Genomic DNA, 14,806 nt, shown 5'->3' with positions numbered 1-14,806 from the left:
ATCGGGCTTCAGCCCGATTAAATGTTGTCGGCGCTGAAGCACCGGTTTACGTTATTTTCTAACCTGCTATATGTGGGGCTGAAGCCCGAATTAATCACGCCGATTACAACCCGCCTAAAGGCGGGCCCTATTGAGCGATACTTCTATACCCGAGATTAAAATAAACAATCATTAATAAAATACCCTCTTCCTAAATATGGCAAGAGTTTCAATTCTGCTGCCGGGCTAAACCTTAATAAAAACTTTCACCGGACACTAGTGATTTGCTCATTCTCTAATTTGCTAATCTAGAGGTAAGTCTGAATCCTTCTATTTTGCAGCCAGAGGAATAAGTTCAACCTTCCTGACAAACATTTCTGCACCTTCAGACTGGATCTGGATCTTACCCCTGCTAGGTTTTACACGATAGGCCTGATTGACCAATACGCCATTCAGGTAAACTGTCAGATTATCTCCATCAGCAATACATTCAATTCTATTCCATTTACCCACTTCTTTTTCAACATCCTTTTCACCCCTAAAGCCCAAAACATCTTTCCAGTTCGGATCACGTGCAAACCAATCGATACGACCTTTATTAATGGTCAAAGGCTGCCCACCCGGCATGTAAACATTACCACCTCCCGGTTTTTTAGGAGCCACGTTACTTGTCAGGGAGAATTTATCAGTCCCATCTCCTACTACAAGGAAATCTCCGGTACCACCTTCAATAATCTGACATTCTATAGAATACATCCAGGTTCCCGAATAACCACCGTCTTCACCGGTTGAGTGCAAGAGTATACCATTGTCTCTCGCCCTATCTATTCGCGGCGCAAAGGTTCTGGGGCCCCATTTAAAATCTACAATTAGTTTATAATCACTGTATTCCTCATTGGTGGTAATACAGCCATACTCCTCACCGGAAATTTTAATCAAACCATCCTCGACAGTAAATACATTTTTTGGATCAATGCCTGTACCGCGGCCTTTAACAAAAGTGTACCAGCCCGTAAGATCTTTGCCATTAAACAGGCTGATTGCCTTAGATTGGTCAGTTTTTACCTGACTTGAATTTGTTTTTACAGTACCGCAGCCCCCCGAGATTATCAGGGAGGAAATCAGGGCAATAGAAACCAAAAGTGTTCTTTTCATATTATTTTTATATAGTGTTTAATTCAATTTTTTAATTCTTAGCTCTGATCGTCCCCAATCCATCGGGAAGCGAGTTTAGGTATGCCATCAGGTCTGACAGTTCTTCTGATGTTAATTGTTTATCAAGTCCGGGAGGCATCATGGATAAGCTCATCGGTTCAATCCCTGTAATTTCAGAACGCTGAACACGTATAATGATTCCGGGGCCAATTTCAATAGTTATGGCATCAGGGAACTGCTCTTTAATGACACCGACATGAGTAGTAGATTTTGTAATCACCTTGCTGGTTTCATATTCCCGGGCAAAGCTTGCCCCCGGATATAAAATAGCTTCAAGGATATCATGACTTGAACGGATCTGACCAATATTTGTCAAATCAGGCCCAAATTTCCCGCCTTTATTTGCAACCGCATGGCATGAAGAACAAATTCCTTTTCCGAAGAATAGCTTTGCCCCCTGCGCGACATCGCCCCTGCTTAAGCGGGCTTCTACTGCATGAAGTTCGGTGAGGCGGGCAGCATTCCTTTCAGTTAATGTTACAATCAAAGGTTCGGCAGAAGTTTTTATGTTCTGGGGATATTTATTGAGCAATGATTTTAAATCCTGCTCTGAGAGATTGTCTAAGCGGTCGGCAGAACTTCCAAGGGCAGCTACCAATGCGGCACCTACATCTGCATTGTTAGCTGTTCCAAAAGCCGCCACCAGATTTGGCATCAGGAAAACATCGGCTTTAGCAAGCTGCTCCTTCGCTAACTTAATAAGCTGATCATCCTTTAACTTCGCTTTTGCAAGCAAACGAGCAGCCATTTGCCGGATAGGTGATTCGTTTTTACTATCTAAATAATTGAGGACCATCTGAAACTCCCTATCCGAAAGATTTGGTTCAGAAAGAAGTTTAGAACTGAGTGCTTTCAATTTGAAGTCGGCTGAAGTAGCCGGATTCTGGACAATCATTTTCAATTGTTCATTCAAGGCCTTAATCCCTCTCGCTTCAATCAGTCCGAGTATTTGTGATTTAATTTCCACTGTCCCATTATCAAGCAATTTACCCAATTGCTGAATCCAGATTGCCGGAATCTCCTTTACCGGTGAGTGGGTTATTACATCAATTAATAAAGTCTGCCTTGCTGCCGGGCTGGCCTGGTCTCCGAGTTGTTCTCCCAAAAACTGCTGCAAAGGCTTATTATCACTGAAGGTGATCATCAGGTCACGAACATCTGTATTATCACTTTCTGAAAGATTTGAGACAGCCAATCGGGCTTTTAGAAAGTCAATAACTATATCCGACCATTCCGGACGATGGGAAGCTACCCAAATACCTGTTTTCCTTGATTCCGGATCATTACTGTTCAAAAAAGGAACCAGATTTTCCTTTGTTAAGATGGATCCATCCATTTGATCAAGTGCAATAAGCGCTGATTTCCTTACAATTGAAGAAGGGTTCTTTAAGGCAGCTATCAAAGGTGCAGTACTCTTGAGTGTTATCAGTGAATAGATGATAGCATGATCTACAAAACGATCCTTATTTGTTACAGCAGCATTTAAAAGTGCTGTAACAGCACGCTGATCTCCAATTTGTCCAAGAGCTGTTGCTGACTGCCGGCGAACGGAAGGTTTATCTTTCTGAACCAGTTCAATCAGTTTATCTACGGATGCTTTATCTTTTGCAAGACCCATCACACGGGCTGCAGAAGTTCTGACAACCATGCTGGCATCGTTCAGACCTAAACGTGCTTCTTTTATCGCATTGGGGGTACCAATCCGGTAAAGTGCAAATACCCCTGCTGCACGAATCTCTTCATTTTCAGAGCGGAGCAAGGTATTTTTTATTGGCAAAACTGCAGATTCACCCTTTTCAACCAGGCTTTCAATCACATTATCACGAACTGCCAGCCTTGGATCTTTAATGGTCGCCGCCAGAGTCTGAACCGGCATTGATTTTAGGTTCAGTTTCTTTCCCCATGGATCCGAAATTTTTGCTGATCCTGTTCTTCTGATCCGGTATATGCCTCCATTTACATCCATTTTAGCCACCCGCGATAAAGGACATCCTAATATAAACCAGCCTCCGGTATTTAAGACCAGCATACTTCCATCGGCATCCTCAAGTACATCGGTAAGATGAATATCCTGTACCGTAGAAGTTATAAATGGTTCATCTACAGTTTTGTATGAAGCTCCTTCAGCACTAACCTGGTGACGCATGATCCGTCCGGTATTAAATTCAGCACTAAAAATATTGGTGCTGTATTCTTTACCTAATGCAGAGCCCCGGTAACGCATTAAGCCGGATGGAGCCACCCGGGCCATTTTAGTCATTACTGGCATCAGATCGCCTGTCATTTTGAATTTATCCTGCTGGATAACAGGCCCTGATTTCGGGAATACCCCACCTTCAACCCAGTGCATCAATGCATCTCTCATCCCACCTTCCGGATTCACAAAATAGGTCATCGTACCAACCGTTTCACCCGAAGGCATAAATGCTATTTCGATCGCATTATCATAACCACCACCAGCCATAGCTTCCAAACCCGAACCATCAGGCCTGCATCTCCAGATGCGTGCAGATCCTCCTTTAAGGCTCTCACCTTCTTTAGTAGTAATATCAAATCCACGCCGGGCATCAGTCAGGTACAGCCATCCGTCAGGACCCATAAATGGCCCGCCCAATAATGCCGCATTAGAATTCAGTACCCAACCAGTGAGTATAACTTCACGCTTATCTGCAACACCATCGCCATCAGTATCAGTAAGACGTATCAGATCCGGGGAAGAACTCACATAAAGACTGCCATTATAGAATACCCCACCTTTCGGAAAAGTAAGGGAATCAGCAAATATTTTGCTTTTGTCAAAAATACCATCACCATCTGTATCTTCCAGGAGGCGGATATGATAGGGTGGTTTATTTAACATTTCCTGGTTGGTAGGAGAACTCCCATCCGACTCGAAAACAAAGAGCCTGCCCTGACCATCGAAGGAGGCAAACATCGGATAAGAAAGCATAGAAGGATCAACTGCGCGCTCGATGGTAAAGCCTTCCGGCACTTTTAATCCATCTAATTCTGTTTCAACAATTGTCTTTTCTTTGCTGGCAATAAAAAACAAAACAGCACAACCTACCAGGATAAAACCTATTGGTCTTTTGTACTTGTTTTTAAACGGTAATGAAAAATATCGCATGGATAATTCTAAATAAAAATGTAAATAATTACTGGTATATACTTTTTTCAGGCTATAAGATGTTTCTTGTTTGCTTTTTTCATCTTCTGAAAAAGACTAAATACCACATTGTTTTAAAAAATTAGCAGTAATTTTTTGCACCCGTTCATCCACTCCATGCGGACGGCCAAAGTGTGAATTCGGTGTAATTACACCGGGTGGGACAGCAAGCCCAAAAGACCAATAGATCGTTGCAGCATTAAAAACCCAGTTCCCTTTTGGTCCGGGATAAACTGTAGCTGTATAATAAGATTTTTGTTCTGCCCCATTAGTTGTAGTACCTTCAGCCACAACCTCCAAGCCGGGTATTTTAGCCGGATCGCCATGATGCTCCCAACCCACCAGCCCGGGTATCTTATCCCCTTTACGCATACCGGTTCCCTCAAAAATCCAGTGATCAGGCTTACTAACGATCCAATCAGCAGAACCATTGAAAGGGTACATTGTCCGGGCACCAATGAGGGTATTTTCATTTGGCCAGTCATCTTTTGCAAAAGGCCCCATAATTCCAAGTTTTTTCTCGGCTTCACTAAAGCCTCCAAAACGTCCGATTCGATAAATTGTCCGGTTGGGATCACCCGATGCATCTGGTTTTAATGACACCCGTCCAACACCTGCCTTACTCAAACCCGAAGCTGCATCGAGATTTGCAGTATCTACAGCGAGTGCCGGCTTAAGATCAATAACCCACATCAATGAATTGCCTGATAAAAATGCAGCACTTAGCCCACGCTGCACTGCACTTTTAACATTCTCAAACATCTTAAGAGTCCAGTATTCATCATGTCCGACAGAAAGGAAGCATTTCACACGGTCAAGCCCTGAGGGATCTGTATGTGTGTCAATATTGGAGCAATAGGTTACGTCATAGCCCTGCTGTTCGAGCCAGAAACATAATGAATATTCCCAAAGCAAAAACTCTCCTGATCCCTGAGACAAGGGCTGGTCTACTACCTGCGGATATTTCGAATAGGGGCGGTTGAAGCTCGCCCAGGTTCTTCCGCTGAGTGGCTGCAGTGGAGGGTCACTATCGTAAAGAGAGAAGGTATCTGGCCATTTATTGTAAGCCTGCCAGGTATTATCACTTGTTTGAAACATGATATCTGCCTTCCGGTCGTCACGTACTATGAAAATAATATAGCTTTCATAGCGATGAGTAGAGCAGGATAGTTTTCCAAGATAAACACCACTGAGCCAATCCCGGGGTATTTGTAAGGATGTGGTACTCTCCCATTCACATTGACGTAATCGATTTTCAGCAATTGGAGGTACAGACTGTGGGCTTACTGGAAATGGCCCCATTTTTTTCACAAACCGACCACCTTTACCGCCATAATAGCCCATCCTGTAGATATCAATACTAATATCTGTTTGAGAAGCTGCATTTAGGAATATATCGAGAGTCTCACCTGAGCGAACACTTGTTTTTGAGCAGTAGCCCTCAATTAGTTTCGAGCGTAATTGCTCTGATTTAACAAAAGTAAGTTGCCAGTCTGTCGTGCCCGGCTTTTTATTCTCGGCTACTATCAGGTTGCTTCTTTGCTGACTAATATTAGAGAAACCGGACAAGGGCAGGAATGCAGCCGCCAATCCTGCATGTGCAGCCCCTTTAAGAACATCCCGGCGACTTATTTTATTCTTTGATTTCTTCATTGTATTTGCAATGCAAGATCATAATTGATAAACACTTATTGGTACTCATTTTCAAATAATTTAATCAGTGTTTAAACCAATTATGAAGCTCCTGATTTACGCAATAAATTATGCATAATTTGCTGAACCCGTTTGTCAGGGCCATGCGGACGGCTCCAGTGCGACCATGGCAGGGTATGCCCCGGCGGCATGCTTAAAGCCTGTGCCCAGAAAATAGTTGAGGCACTGAATACAATATTCCCTTTTGGGGCGGTATAAATTGTCGAATTCCACCTTTGGGGTTTGACCCCACCACTCCATGCAGTGCCTTCTGCAACGATCTCAAGTCCCGGAATTGGAGCCGGTTCTCCCATATATTCCCAGCCAATAAGCCCGGGAATTCGATCGCCCTTTTTGATACCTGTATCCTTAAACATCCAGTGTTCCGGTTTGGTGATGATCCAGTCGCCACCACCTGTAATAGGATCAATATTGCGAACACCCATTAAGAAGCCTTCATCAGGACCACGCTCAGGAAATGGTCCGTTTAAATTCTCGCGATCAACAGCATATTTGTTTTGTGCTCCGTAAGGGCCTCCCCTGAAAATTATCCGGTTTTCCTGACCATTGCTATTTGCCCGGAACGGGGATACCCAACAGACTGAATTTCCGGATAAAAATAAAAGATTAACCCCCTCATCACGCATCTTTACTACGCTGTTATACTGGCGGATATCCCAATACTCATCATGACCAACGCTTATAAAAGATTTACACTTTAGCCCCCGCTCAGGGGAAAGCATATCGCTGTTAGAACAATAACTTACATCATATCCATGCTGTTCAAGAAAATAGGTTAATGGTTGCTCAAGTGAAAGAAATTCACCGGAACCAAAGGAAAGAGGGTCATTTACCACACCGGTATACTGGGATTGTCGTCCATAGGGCCGATCAAAGCTGACATCAGCCCATGGGCCTTCAACACCTTTTGGATGGGTGTAAACTGAATAATTATTTGGCCATCGGTTATAAGCCTGCCATGTATTATCAGAACATTGAAAAAGGACATCGGCAGGACGGTCATCACGAACAATAAAAATAATATAACTCTGCCAGTAAGGAACATTCTCATCCCCCGGCAAAGTTGTTAAGCGACCCAGATAAACTCCGCTCAACCAATCATCCGGAATAGTAATGGAAGTACAGGGCTTCCATTTACATTCATGCAGACTTTTTAGTCCGGGTTTAGGCACAGGCTGTGAATACCCCTCAAAAGGGCCCATTTTCTTCATTAAGCGGGCCCCGCAACCACCATAATAACCGGTCCGGAAGATCTCGATCTCAAATTTTATATTCTGATCTGTTGAAACCATAATATCAATGGATTCTCCTGCTTTAAGGCTTTGCTTTGAACAATATCCTTCAATGGAAGGGCAACGCTGACCATCCTTGTCAGGACGAACACGGGTAAGCTGCCAATCTGTTGAACCGGGCTTTTTGTTCTCAGCCTCAATCAGACCTCTTCTTTCCTGACTTGTATCAGAAAAGCCTGACAAAGGTATAAGCGCTGCTGCTAATCCTGTTCGGGCAGCATCAATGAGCAATTTCCGTCGCGATATATGATTAGTATGTTTCTTCATTCTGTTAATTATTGGGCCACCGTGTAAATCATCCTATATAAAATTTTACATCCAAACATTCTACCTTTCCCCTGATGAGCAGTTTATCGCTATCATCAGGGGAGGCAGATTTATTTAAAGGTTAAATTATGCTAATTTTATTAATCCTAAATAATTAATATCTGGCTAAAATCTAAATCCAGTTAAAATTTTCTTTTCTTTCCCTTGATCAAGTTTGTACAAATATTTCTAACAGCAAACCCCCATTTAAGCCAGGATTAAATGACCCCGATAGGTGGCCAAATGTTTATAGGACGGATTTTACCCCTATTCTACCGACCCCGAAGTTGCAATGACATTAAGTTGGGTATTACGATCCTGACGAATTCAGGATCTCCTCCACTATTAAAATAAAATATTGTCATTCTGGTGAAGGCCAGAACCTCCTGCCCCTTAAATAATGACATTACCCGAAATCAACTCAAAGACTATATTCTATAAACATGCGACCCATTTTGGGTCGTAATAACCAACTGAATTTAATAATACTACACATCAGAAAAAATCTAATTACCGGACACTATTTAATCCCATATCGAAAAATTTAGAAAAAAAGCTAAATTTCAGGCCCTATACCCCTCCCTTCAGGTAAGCAATTAATTTTGCCATTTCATCTTTGCTAATTCCTTGTTCTAGTCCGTCAGGCATCAGTGAAAGTCCTGAATTACTAAGTGATGAAATATTTCTTCTCAGGATTGATTCATCCGTACCAAATGTTGTACGAAGGGTTAAACTATTCTCATTTTCAGAAACAAGCCAGCCTGAAAAGGAACGGCCATCGTTCGTACTGATCGATATCGACTGGTAAGCTGGTAATACTTCATAATTTGGAACCAGTATGTGAAGTAACAAGGCATCAGCAGGCTGGTTTTTTACACCAGTCAGATCCGGACCTACTTTGCCTCCTTCGTTCTGATAGGTATGACAGGCAGAACAAGCTTTCTGATAAACTGCCTTTCCCAATTTTGCATCAACCTGTGCTGTAAGTGCCTGACGATATTCCTGGTAAACCGCCATCCTGTTGCCCCCCTCCAGCTCTTTGAACAATAACTTCGCACGGTTGCTGATATCGGCATTTTTGTCTGATATCAGACGCATCCTATCGGCAGAAGATAATTCGGCTCCGCTAATTGTACCTTTTTCAATTGCCAGGAACAATTCATTGATGAAAGCGGGCTTTGAAACTACTGCAGCCACTACTGCAGATTTTATCCTGGGCGTGTATGCAGACCATGTCTTTTTCTCCAATAAAACCGCTGCCCCCCGTGCATCATCCAGGCGTGTGAAAGAGGATATAGCTTCCAGTAATAATTCGGGCGCAGTACTGGGAACCATCAATTTCTGAAGTGCAGAATGACTTCGTCCAAAATCTGTATAGCCCAATAAAGCGGTTGCTGATGTCCTTAGTCTGGTATTTTCAGACTGATTTCCGGCTATAGCAAGTGCTTTGTTTACAAAATTATCAAGAGCCGAAATATCAGAACCCGAAGCATTATTTCCCAGAATGGCATATAATAAGCCTTTCGGGGATGCTCCAAAATCCTTTGCCCTTCCACTAACACCTTCGGCTAGGCCAAGGATTGTAGCGATTCTCCATTCCGTATCACCATTGGTTGCCAGAACCTCCTTTATAAGTACGCGGCCGTCTTCAGCAGTACCACCGTTTCCGAACAATCGTCCCAACTCCTTCATTACCGAAGCAAATGCCACCGGTTCTGCATTTTTCTGATCCCTGAAAGCTGCTAAAAATTCAGGCATACGCTTTTCGATACCACTTAGTACGGCAGCACGGAACCACTTATCGGCTCCATCCCTTGCGGCTACCTTAGCCAATGCCTGAACAACCTGCGGTCCTTCCATTGAACCTAAAACCAGGGCACTGTTATAACGAACGCGAATAGCCTCGTCATTTGAAGAAGATACGATCGATTGTATCAGATCAGGGTGTTTTTGAAACATATCACCTGCCAATAAAACAGCCTGCTCACGGACTCCGGCTTCCCTATCTGCCAATACCTTTTTTAACGTAAGCAAATCCAGGGATTCCAGTGAGCTGAGTAACCAAACCGCACGGGCACGACTTTCCGGCAAAACAGATTCAACAGCAATTTTCTTTAACAAAGGAACCGCTTTTTTATCCTTGCGCTCCAGCAACAGCCGGTGGGCAGTATATCGTTCCCACTCCTCTACTGAGGCCAAAAACTTAACCAAATCTGCTGTTTTTGAATTTGAACTTAATCCTGTTCGGTTATCATATTTCTTTTGAACAAAATCTTTCCGTACAATCCTGTAAACTCTTCCATCTGTCTTTCCGCTTTCCCAATCCAAACCCGGCCTGGCTTCTTCCGGTACATAGGATGGATGGTCAATAACCTTACGATGCATATCTGCAAGGTAAAGTGCCCCCTCCGGGCCATGCTGAAGAGAAACCGGACGGAACCATTCATCTGATGAGGAGAGGAATTCCCTGCCTTCATATGGTGTTTTGGATTTGAAAGAGACTCCTTCCGGTGAAACAATCTGTCTTTGGATCAGATTCTGTGCTGATTCACAGATAAAAATATTGCCCTGATGTGCAGTTGTAAGGCCGGTTCCATTAAAAACCATCAATCCACTGGCAGCAGTAAAAGTTCCTGCATGCGAACGGCCGATCAGTTTTGGGATAAAATCAGCACTGGTAACCGACCTGCTTATCGGATAAACAGTTGCTTCAGCCTCCACCTTTGAAACATTTTGCACAGTTTCATTGAAGAGAAGATTAGCATTCCTGCGGAGAAACCAGGGTTCCATGACAGAATGCATAATCGGGTGCCTGTTTGAGCAACCGAATCGACGTCCATAAGCATCAAAGGTCAATCCAAACTGGCTTTTTCCACCTGTAACCTGAAACTCAAAAGTTTCGGGATTAAAGCGGCCATCAGTCTGCTTAAATGATACCGCAGGACGGTTAGGGTGGTCAGGAGAGGTCACCTCCCCTCCATTCAGTCCGGCTGTGACATAGATCCAGCCATCTAAACCCATTGTTGGGTGACTCATTCTGATCTGTGCGGTTTGAGTTGCAAAAAAACCGGTAAGGACTACCTTCTTAATATCGGCAATCCCGTCGTTATCAGTATCTTTTAAATAGTAAATATCTGGTGAACAGGTTACAAAAACACCTCCTTTCCATGGCATCAGACCATTTGGATAGGTTAAACCGGTAGCAAATTCAGTTCGTTTGTCATAAATGCCATCCCCATTGGTGTCTTTTAACAGGGCTACCCGACCGAGCGTGGTCGTAGAACCCCCTTCCACAGGATCAGGATATCCCCGGTCTTCAACAACATACATCTGGCGATTTTCATCAAATGCAAGTGCCACCGGATCGATAACCAGCGGTTCAGCGGCAATCAGGTCGATACGCATTCCTGGCTCAATCTGAAAACTATCCAATGCCTTTTTCAGGCGATCAGCACGCGGATCAGGTTGTAAGGCAGCTATGGTAATAGTTAGAACTATCAGTAACAATCCAATAATCCGGTATCGTTTGTAGGGAAATCTATTCATTGTATTTTATATAAAATTCTGGAAGATAAATGTGCTGATCAAATATAATTTCTTGTGCAATGGAATTATGGTACTTTTCTTGAGATGTAATATACTATTTTATGAGAAAGGAGATATGAGATGTGAGATATGAGATGTGAGATGTAAAATATGATTTACATACTCTACTCCTTATTCTCCATTTCCTATTTCCTCGACTCGATTCCTGGTTCCTTGCTCATGCTCATAAAATGTCTTTATTCCTTGTTCTTTGCTCCTTATTCATGTTTCCCCGTCTTGATTCCTGGCTCCTGGTTCTTGATTCATTATTTAGCTTGCTCATTTTTAAGTTTTTCCAGCAGCTCAAAAATCACACTACTAATTTTTGTAGACGCATCTACTTCCAGATAGCTTGAACGGGCTCTCCAGGTTTCATATCCGCCCAGTTTATGGTGCTCAGGTGTGGGCAAATAGCCATTATAACCATTGGCCAGAGAAGTTGTAAAAGTTGTCTTAAATGGGCTTTTTGCCTTGATATCCAATCCGATTTCAACAAATATTTCACAGGGCATCGCTGCGATTGCCAAATCTCCCACGCGGAAAGCCTGAATAATTAAAGGTACTTGTTTTGGAAAATCCTTGATAAGCATGGTTTCGCGGGCATAAATTTCTTCCATCGTATTCATAATCGGCCCATTGGCTTTAGCAATTATCCCTTTCGCCCGTTCAATTTCTTCTTTTTTAGGCAAGCGTACACCTAAATTGATCTCAGTTTGTGCAGAACTTAATGAAATCCAATCCTGATAACGGATAGTTTGATAAGTTTTATAAGCTTCGGCAGCTATGACATTAGCAACCTGTCGCATTTTGGCATAAGGAGGCATACTTGGGGGAGCTTCATTTGCAAACCAATTGATATTATTAATATTACCACTTGTTCCATTTGACAGCATCGCTACAAACGGAGGGAATCCCTCATTATCCGACTCCAGTAATCTTTTCATCTGTTGTGCGAACATTCCAAAGTAATCGGCTGATATTTCACCCGGGCCTGTTCCTCCGACATAATGTAGCGAGTAATTTGCAAGCAAGGCTATCTGTCTGCCTTCCGGAGTTTGTATTGAAATAATGGGAAGTTCGGGATCTGTTGGACCCGAAGGCTCCAGCCGATCGGGATTACCCACACCGGGATTCATCTTTACCTGATCTTCTGTACCAAAAGGATTCATTAATGGCTTGCCTGGTTTCATTTTCCAGCGGCGATTAAATACCTGGCTTGGTTCATTGCCCACAGCCCAGCCGATACGGGCGGGTACAAGATTATTGTTCGCCCTTACCACCGCATCAGCGATTCTTTCCCTGAGAAATTTAAGATAATCCTTGTCGGGATCACTTTGAAATACGGAGCATGCTGTACCTCCCGAATGAGTATGGGTTGCCGACATCATCATATTCTGAACAGGTATCCCGGTTATTTCATGGGCTCTTTGTTTGGCTGCATCCAGCTCTTCCCTATATATCATACAAAGATCTACTGTTACAAAAGCCAGCCGGGTTTGACCATCATCCAATACTATCGAACGGGCATGCGTTTCATCATGTATTTGTTTGATTGTACCATCCTTCATATTCCCGTTTATGGATGTACCAATTTTAGGAGTGATATTACTGGTTGCTGCACCAGCCCTGAAGATTTTGACAGGCTGTGCAAATCCAGTTTGGGTAGTAGTCAGGAAGCTACTTAATAATAATATTGGGATGCACAGCAGAGAAAAGCTGGGGTTCAGGGTTTTTGAACAAAAAGTGCTTAGAATTCTGCCCTGCACTGATGGGCAATTTTCAGACCCTTGTGGCTTTTTGAAATTAGGTTTTTGAGTTTTCAAACTCTCTCTTGTATTCTTCATTATTCTCTTTATATATAATTATAGTATCCAATCTACTGATTCCCTCTGGTCGGTGTTCTCCCCGTACCATCTGACTCTCACATTCTCTGGTCGATGATAACACCGTCTTAAGTCGCGAAATTTATCTCTCGCAAAGACACAAAGCCTTACAGTTTTTTATGGTAAAATATTGAAATCAAAGTCTCTATTGCAGCATCAACCAAAGCTTCCCCGCCACCTGAGCTATATCTCACACTATTAACCTCGTATTGGCCTTCAGGGAATGCCTTTTTATTTGGCATATAGCTTATCGTTCCATTTCCGGATTGTTCATTCACTAATGTAAACCGAAAAGGTGAGTTTAGTTTTATTCCTAGGCCCAGCTCCACAAAAGCATCTCCGGGAAAGCCAACGAGTGCCATTTGATCGCCGAATGCTATAACAGAAACCTCAGTCTCCAGTGCTGTACCATCCTCTGTAAGCGGAACAGTTGTGGTCGATTTATGTCTTGACTCCAGTCCGCCCTGGTACTTTACAAGGTCAAGAATTCTCCAGGCACTTACCACATCGGCAAACCCGGGGCCATCCGGCTTCCCAAATTTTGAAATAATCCCCTTTGCCCAATCTGCTTCGCTTCGTTCTATGGTTCGAAAAACCGGTAAACGCACCGTTTGAATTTTAGCCTTCAAGGACTTTATTGGGATTTGATGCAAGGAGGGCAGGGCAGAAAGCACCCGGCCTGCCAGAACAGTCCCAATGCGTCGGGATTCATCAAATCCACTCAACTGATCAGGATTTGAAACATCAACATGATTGATATTTCCTGAAGTTCCATTCGTAAAAACGGTTACAACATCTTCCCCTTTTACCTTCCCAATCAATTCAGACATTACCCCCGGGAAATCGGATGAGAACTGCTTACCGCCAACAATAGCCACATGCAAAGCAAAGTTCACCAAAATAGCTACTGGCTTCTTATCCAGAGATTCGAAATAGACAATAGACAATTCCGGATCAATTGGTCCGGCCGGCCTCACAACATCCGGGTTCAACTTTCCGGGATTGGTTCTGAATGTACCATCTTTCATCAGATAGCGCCGGTTGAAACTTATTGTTTGCTCCTGAACACTTCCAACTGAAACACGAACGGGCTGAATTTTAGAAACAGCCAATTTTACACTTGCTGCAATTAATTCAGGCAGTTTATGGGTATACTCCTGACTCTTTAATTTTGCTGTTCCTCCCACAACATCCCAAAACAGAGGGTTCATCTGTGGGCCGGCATGTGCATGAGTGGCATTCAGAATAATATTGTTTATTGCTATGCCTGTTTGCTGATGAACTAATTCCCTGCTCTTTATAACCAGCGAATGTGGCAGACTGATGGCATCCAAAGTGATAAATGCAGCCCTTTCACTTCCATGTTCAAAAACCAGGGTTTTGATAAAAAGATCATCATGCACCCCTTCAGAAACCCTGATACCATAAGAATCACCAATTATACTCCCCACAGGAGGTGTCATCCTGCTTTTAGATGCACCAAGTTTAAATTCCTCGGTCTGAAATGATGAACTTGCAGATAACAGTACTGATTTCATCACCACAAGCAAAAAGAAAGTAGATGAAAGAAGATATTTTTTTGTCATTTAAACCGGTTTAAAATGCCTTTACATCCGATAGTTTTGATCAATTATTTATTTCCCTGTGGTCGGTGTTATCACCGACCA

The 14,806-nt window shown here is 43.0% G+C and carries 7 protein-coding genes; all 7 read right to left on the bottom strand.

The features are described 5' to 3' along the window. Nucleotides 1-309: 309 nt before the first annotated feature. The 7 genes from Q8S11_RS05905 to Q8S11_RS05875 all read right to left on the bottom strand — a co-directional run bounded on the left by Q8S11_RS05905 (nucleotide 310) and on the right by Q8S11_RS05875 (nucleotide 14,725). On the bottom strand, nucleotides 310-1,134 hold the full coding sequence (locus Q8S11_RS05905; RefSeq protein ID WP_305661154.1) for a DUF1080 domain-containing protein: 825 nt from the start codon (nucleotides 1,132-1,134) through the stop codon (nucleotides 310-312). 31 nt (nucleotides 1,135-1,165) lie between these two features. Next, the gene (locus Q8S11_RS05900; protein ID WP_305661153.1) at nucleotides 1,166-4,321 is read right to left on the bottom strand and encodes a PVC-type heme-binding CxxCH protein; all 3,156 of its coding nucleotides are present in this window, start codon (nucleotides 4,319-4,321) and stop codon (nucleotides 1,166-1,168) included. A gap of 96 nt (nucleotides 4,322-4,417) precedes the next feature. Then, nucleotides 4,418-6,013 carry a N,N-dimethylformamidase beta subunit family domain-containing protein gene (locus Q8S11_RS05895; RefSeq protein ID WP_305661152.1) on the bottom strand — a complete coding sequence of 532 codons (1,596 nt, stop codon included), beginning with the start codon at nucleotides 6,011-6,013 and terminating at the stop codon, nucleotides 4,418-4,420. 80 nt (nucleotides 6,014-6,093) lie between these two features. After that, complete coding sequence (locus Q8S11_RS05890) at nucleotides 6,094-7,632, bottom strand: N,N-dimethylformamidase beta subunit family domain-containing protein (RefSeq protein ID WP_305661151.1); 1,539 nt, start codon at nucleotides 7,630-7,632, stop codon at nucleotides 6,094-6,096. Between the two features lie 609 nt (nucleotides 7,633-8,241). Then, nucleotides 8,242-11,217, bottom strand: coding sequence for a PVC-type heme-binding CxxCH protein (locus Q8S11_RS05885; RefSeq protein ID WP_305661150.1), 2,976 nt, complete (start codon nucleotides 11,215-11,217; stop codon nucleotides 8,242-8,244). 305 nt (nucleotides 11,218-11,522) lie between these two features. Next, nucleotides 11,523-13,100 carry a neutral/alkaline non-lysosomal ceramidase N-terminal domain-containing protein gene (locus Q8S11_RS05880; RefSeq protein ID WP_305661149.1) on the bottom strand — a complete coding sequence of 526 codons (1,578 nt, stop codon included), beginning with the start codon at nucleotides 13,098-13,100 and terminating at the stop codon, nucleotides 11,523-11,525. Nucleotides 13,101-13,246: 146 nt separating this feature from the next. Continuing rightward, nucleotides 13,247-14,725 (bottom strand): neutral/alkaline non-lysosomal ceramidase N-terminal domain-containing protein, encoded by a 1,479-nt coding sequence (locus Q8S11_RS05875; protein WP_305661148.1) that lies wholly within the window; start codon nucleotides 14,723-14,725, stop codon nucleotides 13,247-13,249. Between the last annotated feature and the right edge of the window lie 81 nt (nucleotides 14,726-14,806).

It is taken from the genome of Daejeonella sp. (assembly GCF_030695525.1).
In the GTDB taxonomy this organism is placed as follows: domain Bacteria; phylum Bacteroidota; class Bacteroidia; order Sphingobacteriales; family Sphingobacteriaceae; genus Daejeonella.
Note: the sequence above shows the minus strand (reverse complement) of the source record. Positions and strands in the feature narration are given on the sequence as shown.

Excerpts from the sequence above, each read along its gene's own strand:
- Q8S11_RS05905 (WP_305661154.1), bottom strand. The coding sequence starts at position 1,134 with ATGAAAAGAACACTTTTGGTTTCTATTGCCCTGATTTCCTCCCTGATA.
- Q8S11_RS05900 (WP_305661153.1), bottom strand. The coding sequence starts at position 4,321 with ATGCGATATTTTTCATTACCGTTTAAAAACAAGTACAAAAGACCAATA.
- Q8S11_RS05895 (WP_305661152.1), bottom strand. The coding sequence starts at position 6,013 with ATGAAGAAATCAAAGAATAAAATAAGTCGCCGGGATGTTCTTAAAGGG.
- Q8S11_RS05890 (WP_305661151.1), bottom strand. The coding sequence starts at position 7,632 with ATGAAGAAACATACTAATCATATATCGCGACGGAAATTGCTCATTGAT.
- Q8S11_RS05885 (WP_305661150.1), bottom strand. The coding sequence starts at position 11,217 with ATGAATAGATTTCCCTACAAACGATACCGGATTATTGGATTGTTACTG.
- Q8S11_RS05880 (WP_305661149.1), bottom strand. The coding sequence starts at position 13,100 with ATGAAGAATACAAGAGAGAGTTTGAAAACTCAAAAACCTAATTTCAAA.
- Q8S11_RS05875 (WP_305661148.1), bottom strand. The coding sequence starts at position 14,725 with ATGACAAAAAAATATCTTCTTTCATCTACTTTCTTTTTGCTTGTGGTG.